This window comes from Pedobacter sp. Bi126 (genome assembly GCF_918698245.1).
In the GTDB taxonomy this organism is placed as follows: Bacteria; Bacteroidota; Bacteroidia; order Sphingobacteriales; family Sphingobacteriaceae; genus Pedobacter.
In genome coordinates, this window is the sequence record NZ_CAKKMS010000007.1 from 175,617 (window position 1) to 197,341 (window position 21,725).

At 38.4% G+C, this 21,725-nt stretch carries 19 protein-coding genes; 13 read left to right on the forward strand and 6 right to left on the reverse strand.

What is annotated here, in order from left to right; translation table 11 throughout:
* Window positions 1-173 precede the first annotated feature (173 nt).
* From LQ201_RS22365 to LQ201_RS22375, 3 genes are all read left to right on the forward strand, one after another.
* Window positions 174-1,193 carry an asparaginase gene (locus LQ201_RS22365; RefSeq protein WP_230145903.1) on the forward strand — a complete coding sequence of 340 codons (1,020 nt, stop codon included), beginning with the start codon at window positions 174-176 and terminating at the stop codon, window positions 1,191-1,193.
* Window positions 1,194-1,432: 239 nt separating this feature from the next.
* Window positions 1,433-2,845 (forward strand): rhodanese-like domain-containing protein, encoded by a 1,413-nt coding sequence (locus LQ201_RS22370; RefSeq protein ID WP_230145905.1) that lies wholly within the window; start codon window positions 1,433-1,435, stop codon window positions 2,843-2,845.
* 160 nt (window positions 2,846-3,005) lie between these two features.
* Window positions 3,006-3,974 (forward strand): YpdA family putative bacillithiol disulfide reductase, encoded by a 969-nt coding sequence (locus LQ201_RS22375; RefSeq protein WP_230145906.1) that lies wholly within the window; start codon window positions 3,006-3,008, stop codon window positions 3,972-3,974.
* 96 nt (window positions 3,975-4,070) lie between these two features.
* Here LQ201_RS22375 and LQ201_RS22380 read toward each other — a convergent pair whose 3' ends face one another.
* The gene (locus LQ201_RS22380) at window positions 4,071-4,592 is read right to left on the reverse strand and encodes a hypothetical protein (protein ID WP_230145908.1); all 522 of its coding nucleotides are present in this window, start codon (window positions 4,590-4,592) and stop codon (window positions 4,071-4,073) included.
* Window positions 4,593-4,721: 129 nt separating this feature from the next.
* Window positions 4,722-5,714, reverse strand: a complete 993-nt coding sequence (locus tag LQ201_RS22385; protein ID WP_230145909.1) for a carboxylesterase — start codon at window positions 5,712-5,714, stop codon at window positions 4,722-4,724.
* Between the two features lie 293 nt (window positions 5,715-6,007).
* Here LQ201_RS22385 and LQ201_RS22390 point away from each other — a divergent pair, with 293 nt between their 5' ends.
* From LQ201_RS22390 to LQ201_RS22410, 5 genes are all read left to right on the forward strand, one after another.
* Complete coding sequence (locus tag LQ201_RS22390) at window positions 6,008-6,979, forward strand: polyprenyl synthetase family protein (RefSeq protein ID WP_230145910.1); 972 nt, start codon at window positions 6,008-6,010, stop codon at window positions 6,977-6,979.
* Window positions 6,979-8,034: a TerC family protein gene (locus LQ201_RS22395; RefSeq protein ID WP_230145912.1), complete on the forward strand. Its 1,056-nt coding sequence runs from the start codon at window positions 6,979-6,981 to the stop codon at window positions 8,032-8,034. Before LQ201_RS22390 ends, LQ201_RS22395 begins: the two co-directional genes overlap by 1 nt.
* A 476-nt stretch (window positions 8,035-8,510) precedes the next feature.
* Window positions 8,511-9,959, forward strand: coding sequence for a M20/M25/M40 family metallo-hydrolase (locus LQ201_RS22400; RefSeq protein ID WP_230145914.1), 1,449 nt, complete (start codon window positions 8,511-8,513; stop codon window positions 9,957-9,959).
* Between the two features lie 374 nt (window positions 9,960-10,333).
* Window positions 10,334-11,170: a M23 family metallopeptidase gene (locus tag LQ201_RS22405; RefSeq protein WP_230145916.1), complete on the forward strand. Its 837-nt coding sequence runs from the start codon at window positions 10,334-10,336 to the stop codon at window positions 11,168-11,170.
* Between the two features lie 5 nt (window positions 11,171-11,175).
* Window positions 11,176-11,565, forward strand: coding sequence for a polymer-forming cytoskeletal protein (locus tag LQ201_RS22410; RefSeq protein WP_230145918.1), 390 nt, complete (start codon window positions 11,176-11,178; stop codon window positions 11,563-11,565).
* 48 nt (window positions 11,566-11,613) lie between these two features.
* Here the strand turns inward: LQ201_RS22410 and LQ201_RS22415 are convergent, their stop codons facing one another.
* A complete protein-coding gene (locus LQ201_RS22415) occupies window positions 11,614-12,042 on the reverse strand; it encodes a CBS domain-containing protein (protein ID WP_230145920.1) in 429 nt (142 codons plus the stop codon).
* A 347-nt stretch (window positions 12,043-12,389) separates the two neighbouring features.
* Between LQ201_RS22415 and ahcY the strand changes: the two genes are divergently transcribed.
* Complete coding sequence (gene ahcY, locus LQ201_RS22420; protein WP_230145922.1) at window positions 12,390-13,706, forward strand: adenosylhomocysteinase; 1,317 nt, start codon at window positions 12,390-12,392, stop codon at window positions 13,704-13,706.
* A 326-nt stretch (window positions 13,707-14,032) separates the two neighbouring features.
* Window positions 14,033-14,374, forward strand: coding sequence for a DUF6370 family protein (locus LQ201_RS22425; RefSeq protein WP_230145923.1), 342 nt, complete (start codon window positions 14,033-14,035; stop codon window positions 14,372-14,374).
* A 268-nt stretch (window positions 14,375-14,642) separates the two neighbouring features.
* Here LQ201_RS22425 and LQ201_RS22430 read toward each other — a convergent pair whose 3' ends face one another.
* The 3 genes from LQ201_RS22430 to LQ201_RS22440 all read right to left on the reverse strand — a co-directional run bounded on the left by LQ201_RS22430 (window position 14,643) and on the right by LQ201_RS22440 (window position 17,966).
* Window positions 14,643-15,623 (reverse strand): polysaccharide deacetylase, encoded by a 981-nt coding sequence (locus tag LQ201_RS22430; protein WP_230145925.1) that lies wholly within the window; start codon window positions 15,621-15,623, stop codon window positions 14,643-14,645.
* Between the two features lie 320 nt (window positions 15,624-15,943).
* Complete coding sequence (locus LQ201_RS22435; protein WP_029277767.1) at window positions 15,944-16,324, reverse strand: GtrA family protein; 381 nt, start codon at window positions 16,322-16,324, stop codon at window positions 15,944-15,946.
* Between the two features lies 1 nt (window position 16,325).
* The gene (locus tag LQ201_RS22440; RefSeq protein WP_230145927.1) at window positions 16,326-17,966 is read right to left on the reverse strand and encodes a glycosyltransferase family 39 protein; all 1,641 of its coding nucleotides are present in this window, start codon (window positions 17,964-17,966) and stop codon (window positions 16,326-16,328) included.
* An 83-nt stretch (window positions 17,967-18,049) separates the two neighbouring features.
* On the opposite strand from LQ201_RS22440, the gene LQ201_RS22445 reads away from it, so the two are divergent.
* The 3 genes from LQ201_RS22445 to LQ201_RS22455 all read left to right on the forward strand — a co-directional run bounded on the left by LQ201_RS22445 (window position 18,050) and on the right by LQ201_RS22455 (window position 21,496).
* Entirely contained in the window at window positions 18,050-18,766 is a 717-nt protein-coding gene (locus LQ201_RS22445; RefSeq protein WP_230145929.1) for a pyridoxine 5'-phosphate synthase, read from the forward strand.
* Window positions 18,767-18,863: 97 nt separating this feature from the next.
* Complete coding sequence (locus LQ201_RS22450; protein ID WP_230145930.1) at window positions 18,864-19,754, forward strand: DMT family transporter; 891 nt, start codon at window positions 18,864-18,866, stop codon at window positions 19,752-19,754.
* Window positions 19,755-20,932: 1,178 nt separating this feature from the next.
* Window positions 20,933-21,496, forward strand: coding sequence for a hypothetical protein (locus LQ201_RS22455; RefSeq protein WP_057931158.1), 564 nt, complete (start codon window positions 20,933-20,935; stop codon window positions 21,494-21,496).
* Window positions 21,497-21,725 lie beyond the last annotated feature (229 nt).

Below are 21,725 nucleotides of genomic sequence, written 5' to 3' on the forward strand. Positions count from 1 at the left end.
TTGAAACTACTTCATAATAATTAAGTTGTTAATTTGGTAATTATTTACTGTTTAAATTATTTAATTGGTAATTAAAATGCTATTATAGCTCTTTTTGTTGCTAATTTAAAAATATCGTCCGATCATTTGTAAATTTTTAGTTTCTTTGCGGTGAGCAACCTTCACCCAACCAAATGACCAAAATACTTATAATTTATACCGGCGGTACCATCGGTATGGTTAACGATCCTATAAATGGGATGTTAATTCCATTTGATTTTCAGCAGATAAAAGAAAACGTTCCTGAATTAAGCCGTTTAGATTATGATTTAGATGTGCATTCCTTCAACCCAGTATTGGATTCATCAAACATGGATCCTGAAATATGGAAAACATTAGCCGAACTGGTTTATCATAAATACGATCAGTACGATGGTTTTGTCATCCTACATGGATCTGATACTATGGCCTTCACCGCATCGGCATTGAGTTTTATGCTCGAAAACCTGAATAAGCCTGTTGTTTTAACTGGTTCGCAACTGCCGATTGGCGAAATCAGGACTGACGCCAAAGAGAATTTAATTACCGCTCTAGAGATTGCAGCGACCAAAGAAGATGGAAAAGCACTTTTTCCAGAGGTTTGTATATATTTTGATTCCCAGTTATTTAGGGGCAACCGCTCTATAAAATATAACAGCGAAAAGTTCGAGGCTTTTCGTTCGCCAAACTACCCGATACTTGCCGAAGCGGGGGTTCACCTGCAGTTTTACAGAAACTATATCCTAAAAGCTACCGAAGGAGAATTAAAATTACATACCAATTTTAATTCAAACATCGGGGTGTTGAAATTATATCCTGGCATAACACCACAGGCCGTTCAGGCAATAACAGATTCTAAGGTAGATGCCATTATTTTAGAAACTTTTGGTTCGGGCAATACCACAACTGCTCAATGGTTTTTAGATAGTTTGCGTCAGGCTATTTTGAATGGAAAGATAATCATCGATATCTCTCAGTGTAAAAAAGGCTCTGTACAATTGGGACGTTACGAAACCAGTAGAGAATTGTTGAAAATGGGCATTTTAAGTGGCTACGATTTAACTTTCGAGGCTACAGTTACAAAGCTAATGTTTGTAATGGGCTTAGGCTTGTCAATAGAAGAAAGTCGTAAATTAATGGAAGAATCGCTAAGGGGTGAATTGACTAAAGATTAGTATTAGACGGGATTCTGGCAATTTACAGTTTTCGGTTCCAGGCTTCTACTAGACCTTCCAGGTTTCACAAACCTGCAAGGTCTATACCGAAATAAGTAAAACTTCTGCAATTATGACCATCATCATTTCGGTTATAAGTATTTAGCGCTATTTTTGCTAGTAAAGAGGTATAAGGTATAGGTTTAAGGCGTAAGGTTATGTCTTGATACTTGATACAAAACACTCGATACTTATTAAACATGAAAATAGAACAAATATATACAGGTTGCCTGGCAGAAGCCGCTTATTACATCGAAAGTAATGGTGAGGCTGCAATTATTGATCCGCTAAGAGAGGTTGGGACGTACTTAAAGAAAGCCGAAAAAGCAGGGGCCACCATTAAATATATTTTTGAAACGCATTTTCATGCCGATTTTGTTTCCGGACATGTAGATCTGGCAGAGAAATCTGGTGCCAAAATTATCTATGGCCCAACCGCTAAAACCGAGTTTAAATCGCACATTGCTAAAGATGGTGAGCAGTTTAAAATTGGAAACGTAACTATTACCGCTTTACATACTCCCGGGCATACTTTAGAATCGACTACTTATCTGCTAAGAGATGAAAATGGGAAAGATCACTGCATTTTTAGTGGCGATACCTTATTTATTGGCGATGTTGGTCGCCCGGACCTAGCACAGAAGGGCCATTTAACCATGGAAGATTTAGCGGGAATGCTTTACGATTCGTTAAATGAGAAAATAAAACCTTTAGCTGATGACGTAATTGTTTACCCGGCACATGGTGCAGGTTCTGCCTGTGGCAAAAGCATGAGTAAGGAAACTTTTGATACTTTGGGGCACCAAAAGGAAGTCAATTACGCTTTAAAAGCCGAAACAAAAGAGCAGTTTATTGCCGAAGTAACAGATGGCATTTTGCCACCACCACAATATTTTGCTAAAAATGCGGCCATTAATAAAGGCGGGGTGGAAAGTATTGATGAGGTTTACGAGAAAGGATTAAACGCTTTAATACCGCAAGCTTTTGAAGATACTGCAAACCAAACAGGGGCGATTATGCTCGATACCCGCGATCCACAGGTTTTTGCAAAAGGTTTTATTCCAAATTCGATCAATATTGGCCTTAACGGACAGTTTGCACCTTGGGTAGGTGCTTTAATTACCGATTTACAGCAACCCATTTTACTGATTACCGATCAGGGTAAAGAAGAAGAAACCATTACCCGCTTAACCCGTGTAGGATACGATAGTACCATAGGTTATTTAGATGGCGGTTTCGAAAGATGGACAGATGCTGGCAAGGAAATCGATACGATTGAATCAATCTCTGCAGAGGCATTTGAAACGGCTAGTCTTAACGGAGAAATTACAGCACTTGACGTGCGTAAACCGGGCGAATATGAATCAGAACATCTGGAATTTACACTGAGCCGTCCGCTAGATTTTATTAACGAATGGACTGGCGAGATTAATCCAAAATCTACCTATTATATTCACTGTGCGGGTGGCTACCGATCGATGATTGCTGCTTCCATCTTAAAATCACGTGGAGTAGAAAATGTGATTGATGTTGCAGGCGGTTATGGCGCAATTAAAAATACCGGTTTAAAAAGAACCGATTTCGCCTGCCCAAGCAAAGCGATGAAAGTTTAATAAATAAAAGAGATCGCCATTTCGGGCGGAACACAGTGCAGTCGAGAACCCGAAGGCTCAGCGAAGCTAAATCTATGCTAACAGATCTCTCTCCCGACTTAATGTTGGGACGATGCTGCAGTCGAGATGACGATCACTCTTTAAGCGAAATAAAAACTGGATGTCTGAAAATCAAAATCATTACGACGTATTAATTATCGGTGCTGGCCCGATAGGGATGGCATGTGCAATCGAAGCCCAAAAAGCAAATCTAAGCTATGTAATTGTAGAAAAAGGTGCTTTGGTAAACAGTTTGTTTAACTATCCTGTGTTTATGACCTTCTTTTCTACTTCTCAAAAGTTAGAAATTGGAGGAGTTCCTTTCGTAACCATTAGTCCGAAGCCTAACCGAAATGAAGCGGTTGAATATTACCGCCGTGTAGCCGAAAAATTTGATTTAAATATCCATCTTTTTGAAAGTGTAAAACAAGTTGCTAAAAAGGATCAAAATGTTTTCGAAATCAATACCTCCAAAACCGATTATACGGCAAATAATGTAATTGTAGCAACAGGTTTTTATGATGTGCCATTGTTGATGAATGTTCCAGGAGAGGATTTACCAAAAGTAACGCATTATTATAAAGACCCGCATTTATATGCATTTCAAAATGTGGTAGTGGTTGGCGCCAATAACTCTGGCGTAGATGCTGCTTTAGAAACGTATCGGAAAGGTGCAAACGTAACCATGGTTGTTCGTAGTAACGATCTTGGTCCTCATGTTAAATATTGGGTACGTCCGGATATCCAGAACAGGATTAAAGAGGGAGAAGTTAAAGCACTTTTTAACTCCGAGTTGATTGAAATAAGAGAAGGTGAAGTAGATATTAAAACACCCGAAGGAATAAAAACAATACCGAACGATTTTGTAATTGCGATGACGGGTTACCAACCGGATTTCGGAATGCTGAGGAAATTCGGCATCGAACTGCCCGAAACACTTTGCCCGGTTTATAACGAAGAAACGATGGAAACCAATGTGAAAGGTTTGTATTTGGCAGGTGTAGTCTGTGGCGGATTGGATACCCACAAACTTTTTATCGAAAACTCAAGGGTGCACGCCGAAATGATCGTGAAGAATATTCTGAGTTAAATTTCTTACGAAGTTTAGCCAGGGGATCAGCGATGGAATAACTTCGTAAGTCTTACACCCAAGTTAAAACTTCCGAAATCTTCTGCGCGCAGGCTTTTAGACCTCTGAAGTTAGTTGGTTATTTTTTGATCTTCCCCATCTGTAACTTACAGATAGCATCATAGAAACTATTATAATTTGAAGTATAAGTACAGCTTTAGATACGATCGTTAAAATAATGAAATTTTGTTCGTATTGATTGATTTCTGATTGTGCAGACAATGGCGGGTAAATTGTCCAGCTGTTAATATTGTGATATGGATTAAAGAAAGGCAAAAGTTTTATTGCTATGGACGCCAGCAGGATTAAAATAAAGCCTAAAAAGAAAATAAATGAGCGCTGAATTTTTCTGCGAAATGAGTGTTTAAACTCTTTAAAGTAGTAAACGGAAAAAGAAATAATAATAAAAAAGGATATCAATAAATGCTGTTTTTTAATCACGAAGTAGGTGTCGTGAAGATTGATGTCAATGGAATTGCTAAAAAGGGTTTTTCCAAATATGCAGAAGCCGATAATTATGGCAATTGCAATGCAAGCTAAGAGCCATAAAACTTCCTCTAATAATGGTTTGTTTTTCATAAAGAGCGAGATTTAGATTTGTTTAATAAATATACATATTAGCCGTCATGCTGAACTTGCTTCAGCATCTTTCCTGCAAAATAGGCCCTGAAATAAATTCAGGGTGACGATCCTCTTGATAAAACTAAATCAATGAACCGGTACTTTCAAAGTACTTCCCACAAAACTCTCAATGGCCCCATTTACACTTGGCAAATCTTTCGAGGTAATATACGATCCCATTACATGATTCCCTGCGTTGGGGATAGCTACTTTTCTTTTTAAATTATTCGGCGTACCCAATTCATCGAACATTTTCAGCATAGCATCTACACGGACTACAGGATCTTGTTCGAGTTCATTTTTGTAATAATAGAGCATTAAAACAGGTTGTTTTACCTTTTGAAAAGTAGACTTTACCATACTGCTTTCGATGAATTCTTCCAGTTCTACCAGAGATTCGAGGCGGTAATTGGTATACCAGTATTTTTTATATTCGTCAGTGCGATCGTCTACTTTACGTTCATCGCCACCCACTACTTTTCGGGCAATCTGTAAACCCCATGGATTATTCAAAAGCCATGCATTTTTATCGTTAATGGCCACATTTGGTGACAATAAAATCAAGCTGTTAATCTCAGGATAGGTTGCTGCTAGTTTTAAAGCAACAGTTCCACCGGTAGAAGTACCTACTAAAATTACTTTTTTGCCTAATTTTTTACCGATGGCATAAGCCTGTTTACTGGTTTCCCAAAGGCGGTCGGCGGTGAAATACTGCATAGGTGCAAGTGTATCAATGCCATGGTCGGCCAAACGCGCTAGATATAAATTGGCATTTAGTTCTTTTGCTAAATTTAGGTAAACAGGGTTACCTTCTGTTTTTGATGCTGAAAAACCATGCAGGTAAACAATGGCATACTCGGTTTGCTTGTGGAGGGGATCGGCCCAGATGATTTCGGCTTCGTTGCCCGGTTTTATTTTGTGCATGGATTCTATGCTGGCCACATAACGCTCTAAATCTTCCAGATCGGGAACCTGTGTGAGTTCTTTGTTATAAACCGGCTTTTTGGGTTTTGGCCCCAATAAGTAGCCTGCAACAATTATTGCCGAAAGGCCGATAAGTACTTTGTAGCGTTTTTTCATATGAGGCACCAAATATTAGTTTAAATGTAAAATTTGAAATTAAATAAAGCTAATCTTTTTGATGAATTAGTTATGATACTGAGAGGCTATTGCTTGCAATAACCCATAATGTTAAACCTGATGGCGCCAAATAGCCCACAGCCCGAAGCATGAGGACAAGGACTATGGGCAATAGCAGGAGCAAAAGATGTTAAAGATTATTGTTATTGCTTTTCAAATCCTTAATAATACGATTGCACATTACCTTTTTATGGGAAATTAGCTTAAGTTTGCAATCAAAATTTTTCGACTTAATGCCGGGAATCGAACAGATAAAAACACCTATTGCTGCTGATATTAAAGCGTTTGAAAAAACCTTTAAAGAATCTATGCATAGCGACGCACCGTTGCTGGATAGGATTACCCATTATATTGTAAAGCAAAAAGGCAAACAAATGCGGCCGATGTTCGTATTTTTTGCGGCTAAACTATGCGGTGGAATTACAGAATCAACCCATCGTGGAGCTGCCTTGGTAGAGCTTTTACATACCGCTACTTTGGTGCATGATGACGTAGTAGATAATGCTTATGAGCGCCGTGGTTTTTTCTCTATCAATGCTTTATGGAAAAACAAGATTGCCGTTCTGGTCGGCGATTACCTGTTGGCCAAAGGATTATTACTTTCGGTAAACAATAATGAACACCGTTTGTTACAGATTGTATCGGAAGCAGTAAAACAAATGAGTGAAGGGGAGCTGTTGCAGGTAGAAAAGGTGCGGAGGATGGATATTTCGGAAGATTTATATTTTGATGTGATCCGACAAAAAACCGCTTCTTTAATTGCTTCTTGTTGCGCTGCGGGGGCTGCTTCGGCAGGTGCTGATGATGATACGATCGAAAAAATGCGTCTGTTTGGCGAAAAAGTAGGAATTGCCTTTCAGATTAAAGACGATACCTTCGATTTCGGTACTGATGATGTAGGCAAACCTTTGGGTATTGATATTAAAGAGAAGAAAGTAACACTGCCTTTAATTTATGCACTGAATAAAGCTGAAAAAACCGAACGAAAAAAAATAATTAACCTGGTGAAAAACCACCAGGACGATCCGGTTAAAATTCAGCAGATTATAGACTTCGTTAATGCACACGAAGGTGTGTATTATGCGAATCAGAAAATGCAGGAGTACCAGAAGGAAGCATTTGATATTTTGCACAGTTTTGAGGCAGGCGAAGCACGAACTGGTTTAGAACAACTTGTACTGTACACCACTGAACGTAAAAAATAATGGGTAACGAATTACTTTTTAGCTTAGGTTTTCTTCTTTTTATTGCATTGATTCTTGCTTTAGACCTTGGTCTTTTTAGCCGGAAAGAACATGTGGTGAGCTTAAAACAGGCTGGAGTAATGAGTTTGATCATGGTGGCTTTGGCTATCGGTTTTTACTTTATCCTGTTAACCGAAGGGCATCAGCTACATGGAATAAAAGATTTTGCACACCTACAAGAGATTGTAACGCGACACCAGCATCATATTAAACTAATTCCCAATGATTTTGAAGGCAGTTTAGCGGTGTATAAACAAAACCTCGGCTTAGAATTTTTAACCGGTTATGTAATTGAGTATGCACTTTCAGTAGATAATATCTTTGTGATCGTACTCGTTTTCTCTGCTTTCGCCGTTGAAGAAAAATATTACCACCGTGTATTGTTCTGGGGTATTTTGGGTGCCATTATTATGCGTTTCATCTTCATTTTTGTTGGTGCAGCATTAATTGCAAAATTTGCCTGGATACTCTATTTGTTTGGCGCTTTCCTTGTTTTTACTGGGGTAAAAATGTTCTTTAGTAAAGATGAAGATGATAAGATTGATCCGGAAAATCATCCTGTGGTTAAATGGGCCTCGAAAATATTTTCTATCCATCCAAAGTATGAGGGTAAAAAATTCTTCGTAAAAATTAACCATAAAACACTGGTAACACCTTTATTTTTGGTGCTGCTGATTGTTGAGTTTACCGATCTTTTATTCGCTGTCGATTCTATCCCAGCTATTTTTGCGGTAACAAAAGATCCTTACATTGTATTTTTCTCAAATATTTTTGCCATCATGGGTTTACGTTCCATGTTCTTCCTGTTGGTGAATATCATCCATAAATTCCACTATTTAAAAACCGGATTAGCCGTATTATTGGCATTTATCGGGATTAAAATGCTGGGGCATACTTATCTGGAGAAATGGGGTTTCACTACCGAGCATTCTTTGATCGTGATTCTGAGTATCTTAGTGATGAGCATTGTGGCTTCACTGGTTTTTCCGAAGAAAAAGGTGCATGTAAAACCTTAGTTTATCATCTAAAACATTTTTGCTAAAATTATTTTAACCACCTAAGTCACCTGAGTACATTTAAGTTTTTTGTTTTGTAAAGTACTAAGTGGGGTAGCTGCACTTTGCTGTGTGGCCTAGCAGATTTTCGTAGGAAAAAGCACAAAAATCTTTGCAGTTTTACCCATACTTCCACAGACCAAGGCAGTGTTTAAGCGAGTGTGGTGGCAATGAGGTTAGGAAAGAGCCTACAGACTGCCACAATTGAGATTTTTGTAGTTTTTTACAAGAAAGGATGCAAGCCTTGATCTTTTGTTTCTTTTCTATCAAGAGAAAAGAAAGAGCCCATCGGCGGCGGTGAGCCGAGGCAAGGTTGTGCATGGGGAAAAGATTGCTAATTCTTTTCTTGTGGTAAAGAAAACTAAAGCAAAATATACGTTACAGCTAGCAATCTCTGACTAAAATTTGTACTTTCAGCAACTAAACTATTATTCCTAATGAAATATCTTTTCGCTGCAGCGCTTCTTTGTACCACTTTATTTGTAAATGCCCAGGATAAATTTGGTGATGTTTTTGCCAAAATCAATGCTGACGTACAGCAAAATTCAAAAGCTTATCAAACACTTAAATATGAAACCGAAACTATCGGTCATCGTTTAACGGGTTCTACAAACGGCGCAAAAGCAGAGCAATATGCCTTCGATTTATTAAAATCTTACGGCTGTGAAGTGAAGTTTCAACCTTTTGAAGTAGAAAGCTGGGCAAGAAAAACAATCAGTGTAGAAATAGGTGCTGATAAAAACAGTTTGACCAAAATGAAGGCTGTTACTTTAGCACATTCGCCGGTTAGTGCAGACGTTACTGGTGAGATAGTAGATGCAGGTAATGGATTGGAGGCAGATTATCAAGCCAGTCCTGAGAAGTTTAAAGGTAAAATTGCATTGATTTATTTGGGTGTATTACCAGGCTCTCCGGCTGGGACAAAGTCATTACACCGCTCAGAAAAGACGGCCATTGCCACAAAATACGGCGCAATTGGGGTAATTACTATTAATACGGTAAAAGGTGGCGTGCTTTTAACCGGAACGGCTTCGGTAACGGGTAAACTGATCCCTATTCCCGCTATTTGTATTGGATTAGAAGACGGTACAGCTTTAAAGGAAAAAATTAAATCACAGCCACAGATTGCACATATCGCCATGACGAATTTCTCTGGTTTAATCAAAGCGAGAAACGTAGTTGCTACTTTTAAAGGAACCGAGTTGCCTAAGGATAAAGTTGTAGTGGGTGGGCATTTAGATAGCTGGGACTTAGCAACCGGTGCAATCGACAATGGAATTGGTTCTTTTGCTATTATAGATATGGCACGTACCTTTAAAAAACTGAATTTAAAAACCAAACGTACCGTAGAATTTGTACTGTTTATGGGCGAGGAGCAAGGTTTATTGGGGTCTAAAGCATACGTCGATCAGGCTAAGAAAGACAAAACATTAAGCCAGGTTAAGTTTATGCTGAATTACGACATGACCAACGATCCGAAAGGTTTTTCTACTTCAAGAGCAGAAATGAAAAGTTTGTTTACGGCCTGGGGAGCTGATATTGTAAAAATTGATACTGGTTTCAAAAATCTGTTTAATGCTGGCGCTGGTTTGCATAGCGATCATCAACCGTTTATGTTAGAGGGGATTCCTACCGGCGGTGGTTTTGGTGGTAAATTGCCAAACAATTCTGGTCCATTTTATCACTCAGATGGCGATAGTTTTAAACTGGTTGATGAGCAGGAGCTTAAAAATACGGTGCGTTACAGCGCGATGTTAACTTACGCTTTAGCCAATACACCGAAAATTCCTGTTGGTGTTCAGGGCGAAGAGGAGCTAAGGGCTTTCTTAGAATCGCAGAACCTAAAGGAGCCTTTGAGTATTGCCGGTGAGTGGAGGTGGAAATAATTTCATAGATTTTCTTGCCTCTTTCCTTACGGGGTGATTACACTGATGTTGCCTACGGGTTGATTACACCGATTTTAGGATTGCACAGATATGATTAATTCCCGTAAGATAATTCGTCATTTAGACAGTAGTGTTCCAAAGGAACTCCTTCGGAGGAGAAATCTTTGCGAGACACCAGAATAGCTTTACAATCAAAACCACTTAAATGTTACACACCTGTCTTTTAGCGGGCGTGAGCAATGGATTGAAGGCTAATTCGATGTTAATGTCTTGTGATTTTTATTCCTGTAAGTGTTAAATCTGGGCTTTGTTTTTGACTGTGTGGTTGTTAATCATATATTTGTTTTAGTCCCAAACAAAAAATCTGAGTAAAAATGAACAGAAAACGGAACAAAACAACCGTAATTTTTGTAAATAATAATCAAAGTTCAAGCAAGCCCATCCAAGTTCCAACAGGATACATTGTACACTGGAAAAAGTATATTTTAGGCGTTTTAGGAGTATTCTTAGTACTTATATCCGGCATATTTTACCTGATCCGCAGTAATTCGAGTGTAGAATTAGCCAAGAGTAAACTTGAACTGGCGCTTTTAAAAAGTAAAGACAAACAATCCGTTATCGATACTTCTTCCCTAAAAAAGCATTACCAATCAATAGATAAAAAGCTGCTTACCATCAATAAATACCTAAAAGCAAGAGGGTTAAAGCCAATTTTAACGGGCAATGCAGGCGGAGAGCAAAGTGATGATATTCTATCGGCTGAAGAAATCGGTGAGTTTTACGACAACTACCTGAGTAAAATTGCCTATAATGTAGCCTACACGCCTATGGGTTATCCACATTTAGGTACAATCACATCTGGGTATGGGCATCGCGAAAATCCTTTTAGTGGTGAAAATGTGGAGACACATAAAGGACTCGATATCAGGGCCAATTATGGCGACATTGTTAAATGTACAGCGAACGGTAAGGTGATTTTTGCAGGAAGACGCGGTGGTTATGGCAATTGTATCGTAATTAAACACGGTAATGGTTTTGAAACCTACTATGGTCACCTTTCTAAAATTTTGGTAAGGGTAGATGAGGATGTTATTGCGGGCAACAACATTGGCAAAGCTGGCTCAACCGGGCGGTCAACCGGGCCACATTTACATTATGAAGTGCATAAAAATGGTAAAGTTATAAATCCAAGATCCTTTTTAACCTTATAAGAAACATGTTCAAGAAAAACAACCAGATTAAAGACTTAAATCAACAAGAAATTTCTACGCTAATTGGCCTCGGCTTTACCATTACCGGCGATCTAAAAGGAAAAGCAGTAGTGAGGATCGATGGAACCGTAATCGGAAATGTAAATGTTGAAGGCGGCATTGTTTTAGGTGAAAAAGGGATGATTAAAGGCGACATACAAACCGCTTCGGCCATTATTTATGGAACGGTTAACGGAAATGTGAAAGCCCAAAACCTGGAAATAAAAAAAACAGGCAGGGTTAATGGCGACATTAAAACGGAAGCCCTCGAAATTGAACTAGGTGCACAGTACAATGGAAAACTCGAAATGCACCAATCGGGTAAAACTGAAGATAAAGTAGCGGTAAAAGTCTAGTTTGTATATTGGTTGGTGTCTCACCAACCAACATAATCCAACTCAGCCTTAACCACTAATATAACTTTCCAATTGCGAAATGGTCTGTTTTTGATCTGCAATGATAAACTTTACCACATCACCGATCGAAACCATTCCTTTTACTTCGTCGTTTTCTACAACGGGTAAATGGCGGATGTGTTTATCGGTCATCAGCTCCATGCAATAATCGATACTGTCGCTTAAGTTAATGGTGATCGGACTGCCCGTCATTGCTTCTTTAATCAAAGTATCTTTTGATGATTTACCCTGAAGGATGATTTTTCGGGCATAATCGCGTTCCGTAAAAATGCCATGTAGCCGATCGTTTTCCATGACCAATACCGCGCTGATGTTCTTTTCCGTCATTACTTTTAAGGCATCTAAAACAGAAATATTTTCTGATACCGAGATAATCCGTACCTGTTTGGTATCTAACAAGTGTTTTACGCTTTTCATAAAACTTAATTTGGTTATAACAATTTAAGAAATAATTAGCTGAATATCAAAGTTTTGTTTTAGGTTGTTAACTGCTTTACAAACAGCACACAGTTTTATGTTTCCTAAACCTGACAGGAACGGCAGCTCCCAATTGAAAATTGGGACTATAGTGAATGGCAGGACCAGAGCAGAACAAAGAACGCCAGGACTTGCTTTTCAAAAAATAGCTAAAATATGAGGTGTTGGAGCTTGTGCTGAGAAAATAGAAATACTATTTTACAATCTGTAAACCTGCTTGTACTTTTAATTATTTGGGTTTGACAAAGCTATGCCGTAACTTTGCATTTCATTTAAAACAAATAATTATGTCATCAGTAGAGACTTCTTATATCCCTTACAAAGTTAAGGACATTTCACTGGCAGAATGGGGCCGTAAAGAAATCGAATTAGCCGAAGCAGAAATGCCAGGTTTAATGAGTTTACGTAAAGAATTCGGTCCAACACAACCGTTAAAAGGTGCGCGTATTGCAGGTTGTCTGCACATGACCATCCAAACGGCTGTATTAATCGAAACATTAACTGCACTGGGTGCTGAAGTTACCTGGTCATCTTGCAATATTTTTTCTACTCAGGATCATGCTGCTGCTGCAATTGCTGCTGCTGGTATTCAGGTTTATGCCTGGAAAGGTTTAAATGAAGAAGAATTCGATTGGTGTATTGAGCAAACTTTACACTTCGGTCCGGAGCAACAACCATTAAACATGATTTTGGATGATGGTGGCGATTTAACCAATATGGTTTTTGATAAATATCCTGAGCTGATTGCAGCTATTAAAGGTTTATCAGAAGAAACTACAACTGGTGTTCACCGTTTGTACGAAAGAATGAAAAACGGAACATTGCACTTACCTGCAATTAACGTTAACGATTCGGTTACCAAATCTAAATTCGATAACAAATACGGATGTCGTGAGTCATTGGTTGATGCGATCCGTCGTGCTACCGATGTAATGATGGCTGGTAAAGTTGCTGTTGTTTGTGGTTATGGCGATGTAGGTAAAGGTTCTGCAGAATCGTTAAGCTCGCAAGGCGTACGTGTTATTGTAACTGAAATTGATCCGATCTGTGCTTTACAGGCTGCAATGGAAGGTTACGAAGTTAAAAAATTAGCTACTGCAATTAAAGAAGCTGATATCGTGGTAACCACTACTGGTAACTGTGATATCGTTCGCGAGCAACACTTCAGAGCATTAAAAGATAAAGCGATTGTTTGTAACATCGGTCACTTCGACAACGAAATCGACATGGCTTGGTTAAACGGCGCTTATGGCCATACCAAAGTGGAGATTAAACCTCAGGTTGATAAATATACCATTGATGGAAAAGATGTAATCATTCTGGCCGAAGGTCGTTTGGTTAACTTAGGTTGCGCAACTGGTCACCCAAGTTTTGTAATGAGTAATTCGTTCACCAACCAAACTTTAGCTCAATTGGAGCTTTGGACCAACACTGCTGCTTACGAAAACAAAGTTTATACTTTGCCTAAGCATTTAGACGAAAAAGTTGCCCGTTTACACTTAGAAAAAATCGGTGTAGAATTAGATGTTTTGGATCAACACCAGGCTGATTATATCGGTGTACCGGTAGAAGGTCCTTTCAAAGCAGATACATACAGGTACTAGTCCTTAGTCTTCAGTCGAGAGTCTGGAGTCGATATGGTATAAGAGGGATGTGCAAATTGCATATCCCTTTTTTTATTCCCCTCGCCTAGGGGGTGTCTGCAAGGTGGGGTGTTTCTAATGTTTAGACGAGCCTCCTATTTTTTTGAAAACGTTGGTTCCTGTTCTCTTCGGAGGTTTCAGTCCTGCTGTACACTTCAATCTTTTTGTTGTTCTTCGACTACGCTCAGAATGACAACAAAAAGTATTTCCGTTTCCATCAGGTTTATTTTACAAAGAATTGTGGTTCTTTTGCCCTTGAAAACTTACATTTGAAAAAAGAAGAAATGATGAAAAAGTTAATATTTGCGTTAATTCTTGGTGTATTTACTATTTCGGTAAATGCCCAAACCGCGCCTCAAAAAGCTGCATCAGTAAAAGTAATCACCAAACAAACGGTAGATATTGCCTGTGGAGAATGTCAGTTTAAAATGAAAGGTAAAGACTGCGAGTTAGCAGTAAAAATAGATGGTAAATCTTATTTTGTTGATGGAAAAGGGATTGACGATTTTGGCGATGCCCATGGCGAACATGGTTTTTGCAATGCCGTGAGCAAAGCAGAAGTTACAGGCGAAATTGTAAATAACCGTTTTAAGGCGAAAGAAATAAAGTTGTTGCCGGTTAAGAAATAGTTTTTACCGCAAAGAAGGCAAAGTTTTTAGCAAAGAGGCGCTAAGGATGATTTAAAACTATTTGAACCTAGCTTTGTGTTCTTTGTTCCTTTTTTCTGTGCGCTTTGCGGTTAAAAAATGCATTAGATGTTTTAAGGCGAAAGAAATAAAGTTGTTGCCAGTTAAGAAGTAGTTTGCCGCAAAGAACGCAAAGCTTTTTAAAACTATCTGAACCCAGCTTTGCTTGCTCCGCGCCTTCCCTCTGCGTCCTTTGCGGTTAAAAAGCAGGCTATTCAAATTCCTTTTCCAAACCCGCTCTTAAGTCAAAAAGCAGCCATTGTTTGCTTTTCACATCAGCCTGTCTTGTTTTTAATAACTGGATGAAAGCTTTCACACCGATTTCTTCATTCCCGTTGCCGTGGATCAATACAATACTGCCCGCATTTGGCTGTTGTCCTTTTGCCAGCCAGGCATCACTTCCAACTGGGATTAATCCGTAGGCTTCGATCTTTTCTACAATGGTTTTATCCGATACCAAACCGGGGAAACGGAAAAATACAGATGGTATTAAACCATTTTTGAGCATCAGTTTTTCATTCTCCAACACCTCCACATCTAAATTGGTTCCGGGGGCCAATAGAAAGTTTTCGGCTAATGGCAGTTTATTTACTTCGTGGTTGTAGGTATGGTTTACCCAGGTGATATTCAGCTCTTTTTTCTCTACCAGACTTTTCAGCCAGTTCAGGTCATCCTGATGTTTCAGCATCCATTTACCAGAAACGGAAATCGCGAGTGGCGCAGGCTGCTCTATGTTTTTAAATTCATCGAAAACAGATTGAAAAATAATCCGATCTAAAGCCTTGTGCGATGGACAAAGATCGATGGTTAAAGTAATGCCCTTTTCGTTCGGAATGGCATGATCAATCCCTGCATTTTGAAGCTGTAGATCTTTAGCTGCTGCGGCTTCTATTGATTTAATGTACGCCGTGTTTTTAAAAATGGCCAGCACGTTCGAATATTGTAAGCTACTTACAGTATACTTATTTGCCAAATCTATTTCGGTATCTAAAGTCTCTGGATTTACCAACAGTAAATATTTTTGATTATTTGCAGAAAAGCTTCTGATTGCAATCAGCTTCTCATTAGCGCGGGCGGCGGTAGCAAAGTTCACCTTGTAGCGTTTAATCTCATCAAAATTTTGTGCAAAAACTTTAATACTAAAAAAGCAAATGGAAAAAATAATAAGAAGCAAAGATCTAGATAACTTCATATTTCCTTATTTAAAATCTTTCTAATTTAAGGCAAATCCATTATCTTTACAAACATCGCCATGAACAAAGAAAAAGTAAAATTATGGTTTAAGCGGGTAGGGTTAGTTGGGTTTTTATTCTTCCTGATTAAAGGATTAATATGGCTCGTTGTGTTCTATTTTATTGGCAAAAACGTTACTTAAATTGGTTCATTTGTTCACTGGTCATTGGTTCATTGGTCCGTGCAAGTTGCATGATCAAGTCTTCTAAGTCAAGCGTCATCCTGATCCGATAGCTATCGGATTTTTTCAGGATCTATTTCGAAAGCATTCCAGAATTTTTACCTAAATGTAAAAAGCATATTCGCGAGGAAATTCCACACAAAAACAATCACTATCGCAAAGAATTTGGCTACATAAAAATTGGTGCCGTTTTTCCTTTGGTGGAACAGGTAAATGATAAAGGTATTTAATCCTAAACCAATTAAACTCACCACTAAAAACTTGCTGAATTCTGTTCCCCAATGCGTATTGGTACTTTCGAAAGTCCAAACCCGGTTAATCAGATAATTATTGGTTACAGCAAGCGTAAAGCCAATGGCATTGGAAATGTATTTATTTATTTTAATCTTTTCCTTACACAACCAGGTCGCGCCGAAATCTATTGCCATCCCGAGGAAACCCGTTAATCCAAATTTTAAAATGCGGAAGAATAAATCCATGTTAATGTATTTTAACCAAATAAAATCGCTCTAAAACCTGAGGACGTGTTTTCGCGTTTAAAAATTTACCCGTCAGTTTGGTGGTATGAAAATATTCAAACGATTTTAGAATTTCAGCATGATATTCGCTTTTTAGTTTTGCCAATTCCTGTTCCGGAATGTATATAACCAAGTCTTTTAGGTCCTTTGATTTGTCGAGATCGGTATAATTATGAAAATATTTTACTTCGCCAGGGGCGTAAAAATCAAAAGAAAACGCATCTATATAATTTAATACTGCAGGTTTAGCAGCAGGATAATTTTGCTTTAACCAATTACCTGCCTGCATACCCGATTGATATTTTAAAAGGGCGGGGTAGAAAAAAATGAAGAGAAATATCATTAAACCAGCAGATAAAAATGCACTTCTGGCAATGATGGTTTCCAATAAAATGCCTCTAAATAGTAAGAAAGAGATGGAGAGAACAACAATCAGGATGCCGATAATTAAATATGGGCTTTCAAATCCAAAGAAAAAGGCTAAGGCAGAAAGTAAGGCAATAACCAAAATGAAAATGATGTTCTGTATAATGAAGAAGGTTTTTAAACCTTTGCCGCCAAGCTTCCTTAAGTACAAGGCTGTGATAATCGAAAACTGAGGAAAGATGATCAGGATATAATGCGGTAACTGAAATTTAGAAAGCGAAAAGATTAGAAAAGTAACCGCTGCACTTGCCCAGATCATAATGCTTTCGGGCGCTAAAGCGATTCTATTTTTTCTTTTAAACAGATTTACTACGGCCGTATAAAATAGTACAGACCAAGGAAGGAATGCCCAAAGGGTAGTGTGTAGAAAAAAGGAAATATCGCCTTTGCCTTTAATTGGGCCGTTGTTAAAGAAACGCCCGAACTGACTGTCCCAAAAGAAAAATTTCAAGCCCGAAACACCGGTTCTTTCAAAAACAATTTTTTCGGGATGCAGATCGAATTGCGTGTAAAGCGAATACAGCTCGGGGGTAATAAAAACAAAAATCAAAAGAATGGCGATATACCATTTTGGTTTTAAAAGCTGACGGGACTGTTTTGTAAGCAACCAGTAGATAATAAAACCGGCAAATACAGGAATCAATACAAAAATTCCTTTGATCAATATCGCGCAGGCAGCAAAAAATGAACCTGCTACAATGTGCCAGAAAGAATTTTGATGTGCTTTATAATAATGGTAAATAGATGCTAATGTAAAGGTGGTAATATAAATTTCAGCCCTAACATCAAATGTAGAAGTTATGATATGCAAGGCACTTAGAAAAATTACCGCACTGATCAATGCGGTTTTTTCATCGTATATATCTTTGGCTAATTTGTATAAATACCACGCGCCCAGTAAACCGAACAGAAATGATGGTAATTTATAGGCGAAGGATGAGATTCCGAAAATTTTAAAGGATGCTGCGGAAATCCAAAAAGTGAGGTGGGGTTTGTCCAGCCAGTCGGCCCCACGGCCATAAAGGTTAAACCAATCTTTAAACAGGATGATGTTTTTAGACATGGAAGCGTACAATGCGCCATCGGGCTCCATTACGCCGCCAAAAAGTGCTGGTATACTCGCAATTGCAAGTAAAACGATCAGGAATTTATATAGTGTTGTATCTTTTAAGTTCATTTACAAGAAGCAAATATGAGCAAAAAAAAGTCAAATTTTTTTAAGGTTTAAGATTAACAAAGGCAAAGCCTTATCTTTGCTTCATGACAAAGTTATCGGTTAATATCAATAAAATTGCTACACTTCGCAACAGTCGCGGAGGTAATAATCCTGATCTGGTTAAGGTTGCATTAGATTGCGAACGTTTCGGTGCACAGGGAATTACCGTGCATCCAAGGCCTGATGAACGCCATATCCGTTACCAGGATGTTTACGATTTAAAGGCTGTTATTGCGACAGAATTTAATATTGAAGGGAATTGCAGAGAAGATAAATTTGTTGATCTGGTTTTGGCCAACAAACCTGCTCAGGTTACTTTGGTTCCTGATGCTGAAGGTCAGATTACTTCAAACCACGGTTGGGATACGGTTAAACATAAAGACTACCTGAAAGAAATGGTTGCTGTTTTCCAAAAGGAAGGCATCCGCGTTTCTATTTTTGTAGATCCGGTGGTAGAGATGGTTGAAGGAGCGGTAGAAACCGGAACAGACCGGATTGAATTATATACCGAGGCTTATGCGCATAATTATTTTGCCGATCGCGAAAAAGCCATTATAAGTTATATTGCTGCGGCACATCATGCCAACAAATTAGGCCTGGGAATTAACGCCGGCCATGATCTCGACTTACACAACCTACATTATTTTGCACAGAGCATCCCAGGTTTATTAGAAGTTTCAATAGGTCATGCGCTCATTAGTGATGCGCTTTATTTAGGTTTGGAAACTACCATTCAGAAATATTTGCAACAATTGGCTTAGTTTTTAACCACAAAGTACACTAAGAAGTGCACAGAGAAACAGAGCCTCTGCGTACTCGGTGAAAAACTCTTTTTCTCTGTGGTTAGATAATGTAAATATGTTAAAAGGAATTCTCCTTGTCTTTTTTGGTGCCTGCAGTTTCGGTATCCTCTCTACTTTTGTTAAACTGGCTTATCACGAAGGTTATACGCTGGGTGACGTTACAGGGGCTCAGGCTTTCTTTGGTGCCGTAATTTTATGGGTGCTATTTTTCTTCCAAAGCAGAACCGCTGGTTATAAAGCTAAAGCGATTGTGTCTAAAACACCTTGGTGGAAAATGGTACTTGCGGGAACCTGTACGGGTTTGGTGAGTATATTTTATTATCAATGTGTAAAGCTAGTACCCAACTCAGTAGCTATTATTTTGTTAATGCAGTTTATTTGGATGAGTATTTTAATGGAATACCTCCTCTTTAAAAAGAAGCCCACAGGCTTACAGCTCCTGGCAATCCTATTGGTTTTAGCTGGAACTGTTTTGGCCAGCGGAATGGCTGAAACAAGTATCAAGAGCATGGATTTAAAAGGAATTGGTTTCGGTTTGTTGGCTGCAATTTCTTATGCTGGCTTTTTGCTGTTGAGTGGCCGGATTGGAAATGAATATGCTCCATTGCAAAAAAGTGCCTTGATGATTACCGGCGCCTGTATATTGATCTTCATTATTTTTCCGCCAACATTCTTATTTAATGGTGCTTTAAATGGTAGTTTATTGAAATGGGGATTGATTATCTCAGTTTTCGGCACGGTTATTCCACCTTTATTTTATGCAGAAGGCGTGCCAAGAATTGGAACAGCCATAAGTTCGATATTAAGCGCTGCAGAATTGCCCGTTGCCGTAATGATGGCGGGTTTCGTGTTACAAGAACAGGTATCGTTTTTAAGGTGGGTTGGTGTTGTGGTAATTTTATCGGCGATGGTTTTGCCAAATCTGAAATATTTAAAGCGAGATTAATCTAGTTTTTTACCACAAAGTACATAGAGTGAAGGCACAGAGGGCACAAAGCCGGGTTATTATTTTTAACAATTAAGGATATAGGGTGCCTGAAGTCTCTGTTTTCTCTGTGAAAACTTAGTGCGCTCTGTGGTTTATATTGGTTGTATATCAAAAAAAATAATCTAGTTTTTTACCACAAAGTACACTGAGTGAAGGCACAGAGGGCACGAAGCCGGGCTATTATTTTTAACAATTAAGGATATAGGGTGCCTGAAGTCTCTGTTTTCCCTGTGAAAAATTAGTGCACTCTGTGGTTTATATTGGTTGTATATCAAGAAGAAATAATCTAGTTTTTTACCGCAAAGTACACAGAGAGAAGGCACAGAGGGCACAAAGCCGGGTTATTATTTTTAACAATTAAGGATATAGGGTGCCTGAAGTCTCTGTTTTCTCTGTGAAAACTTAGTGCGCTCTGTGGTTTATATTGGTTGTATATCAAAAAAAATAATCTAGTTTTTTACCACAAAGTACACTGAGTGAAGGCACAGAGGGCACGAAGCCGGGCTATTATTTTTAACAATTAAGGATATAGGGTGCCTGAAGTCTCTGTTTTCCCTGTGAAAAATTAGTGCACTCTGTGGTTTTTATTGGTTCTATATCAAGAAGAACTAATCTCGTTTTTTACCACAAAGTACACTGAGTGAAGGCACAGAGGGCACAAAGCCGGGCTATTATTTTTAACAATTAAGGATATAGGGTGCCTGAAGTCTCTGTTTTCTCTGTGAAAACTTAGTGCGCTCTGTGGTTTATATTGGTTGTATATCAAAAAAATAATCTAGTTTTTTACCACAAAGTACACTGAGTGAAGGCACAGAGGGCACGAAGCCGGGCTATTATTTTTAACAATTAAGGATATAGGGTGCCTGAAGTCTCTGTTTTCTCTGTGAAAACTTAGCGCGCTCTGTGGTTTTTATTGGTTCTATGTCAAGAAGAAATAATCTAGTTTTTTACCGCAAGTACACTGAGAGAAGGCACAGAGGGCACAAAGCAGGGCTTTTAAAATTTAATGTTGTGCCTTGAATGCAAACTTAGCGTTCTTAGCGGCTTTGTGGTTTAAGCCTTAAAGATTAATAAACTTTGCGTTCTTTGCGGTTAAACTAAAATTAAATATCTTTAAAAAGCATAAGCATATACACATGAAAAAACTTACTATTTATATTTTATCCTTTATTATCGTTGGTTTAACCGCATGTAAAACCAAAACTACCATCAATCAGGACGAAGCTGCTGAAGTAATTACTGATTATTTAAAAGCCAATCCCGAATATAAAACCGCCAGGTTTAATTTTGGGGAGATCAAATTCAACAGCACAAACGACATGTTCGAGCTTGGGAAATATAAATCCTTAGCGAGTAAAGGTCTGGTTTCATTAAGTTTAAAGGAAGCAAAGAAAAAATTCTTATCAAAAGATAGCAGCTACGTTTATCAGATCACTTTAACTGATAAGGCAAGTCCGTTGGTGTTGAAACAGGATGGTGATAAGGCAACTGTAAAAGTTGTAGAATATGTTTTATCAGACGAAAAACCAGTTGATTTTGCTCAGGTAAATTCGAGTACAGCCAAAGTTACCGTATCACTTAAAATGACAACAACTGATTTCGAACCTTTTGATAAGGATGCGAACAAAAATAGCAACTTCATTACCAAAACCTATAAATTAAAGTTGAGTAAAGATGAGGGCTGGAAAGTGCAGAAGTAGATTTAAAGACTAAAGCTGAAAGACCAAAGATAAAAATGTAATACCTATTGCGTGCGACAACCTTCGTTCCTTGCAGTTTCCATCGTTTCTAAATCCTATAGAAGCGAAAATACTTTTTGTTAGCGAGCTTCAATGTGATAAGACAGTAGCAAAAAGATTGTAGCGAATGGCGGGAACAAAATGAATTTTAGCACAGCCATTGCTTTTCAAATGATAAGGTATTAAAAAA

Coding starts and splice junctions, on each gene's coding strand:
- LQ201_RS22435 (WP_029277767.1), bottom strand. CDS start 16,324: ATGGATTTATTCTTCCGCATTTTAAAATTTGGATTAACGGGTTTCCTC.
- LQ201_RS22405 (WP_230145916.1), top strand. CDS start 10,334: ATGAACAGAAAACGGAACAAAACAACCGTAATTTTTGTAAATAATAAT.
- LQ201_RS22445 (WP_230145929.1), top strand. CDS start 18,050: ATGACAAAGTTATCGGTTAATATCAATAAAATTGCTACACTTCGCAAC.
- LQ201_RS22450 (WP_230145930.1), top strand. CDS start 18,864: ATGTTAAAAGGAATTCTCCTTGTCTTTTTTGGTGCCTGCAGTTTCGGT.
- LQ201_RS22395 (WP_230145912.1), top strand. CDS start 6,979: ATGGGTAACGAATTACTTTTTAGCTTAGGTTTTCTTCTTTTTATTGCA.
- LQ201_RS22430 (WP_230145925.1), bottom strand. CDS start 15,623: ATGAAGTTATCTAGATCTTTGCTTCTTATTATTTTTTCCATTTGCTTT.
- LQ201_RS22365 (WP_230145903.1), top strand. CDS start 174: ATGACCAAAATACTTATAATTTATACCGGCGGTACCATCGGTATGGTT.
- LQ201_RS22385 (WP_230145909.1), bottom strand. CDS start 5,714: ATGAAAAAACGCTACAAAGTACTTATCGGCCTTTCGGCAATAATTGTT.
- LQ201_RS22425 (WP_230145923.1), top strand. CDS start 14,033: ATGAAAAAGTTAATATTTGCGTTAATTCTTGGTGTATTTACTATTTCG.
- ahcY (WP_230145922.1), top strand. CDS start 12,390: ATGTCATCAGTAGAGACTTCTTATATCCCTTACAAAGTTAAGGACATT.
- LQ201_RS22390 (WP_230145910.1), top strand. CDS start 6,008: ATGCCGGGAATCGAACAGATAAAAACACCTATTGCTGCTGATATTAAA.
- LQ201_RS22400 (WP_230145914.1), top strand. CDS start 8,511: ATGAAATATCTTTTCGCTGCAGCGCTTCTTTGTACCACTTTATTTGTA.
- LQ201_RS22415 (WP_230145920.1), bottom strand. CDS start 12,042: ATGAAAAGCGTAAAACACTTGTTAGATACCAAACAGGTACGGATTATC.
- LQ201_RS22370 (WP_230145905.1), top strand. CDS start 1,433: ATGAAAATAGAACAAATATATACAGGTTGCCTGGCAGAAGCCGCTTAT.
- LQ201_RS22375 (WP_230145906.1), top strand. CDS start 3,006: ATGTCTGAAAATCAAAATCATTACGACGTATTAATTATCGGTGCTGGC.
- LQ201_RS22440 (WP_230145927.1), bottom strand. CDS start 17,966: ATGAACTTAAAAGATACAACACTATATAAATTCCTGATCGTTTTACTT.
- LQ201_RS22410 (WP_230145918.1), top strand. CDS start 11,176: ATGTTCAAGAAAAACAACCAGATTAAAGACTTAAATCAACAAGAAATT.
- LQ201_RS22380 (WP_230145908.1), bottom strand. CDS start 4,592: ATGAAAAACAAACCATTATTAGAGGAAGTTTTATGGCTCTTAGCTTGC.
- LQ201_RS22455 (WP_057931158.1), top strand. CDS start 20,933: ATGAAAAAACTTACTATTTATATTTTATCCTTTATTATCGTTGGTTTA.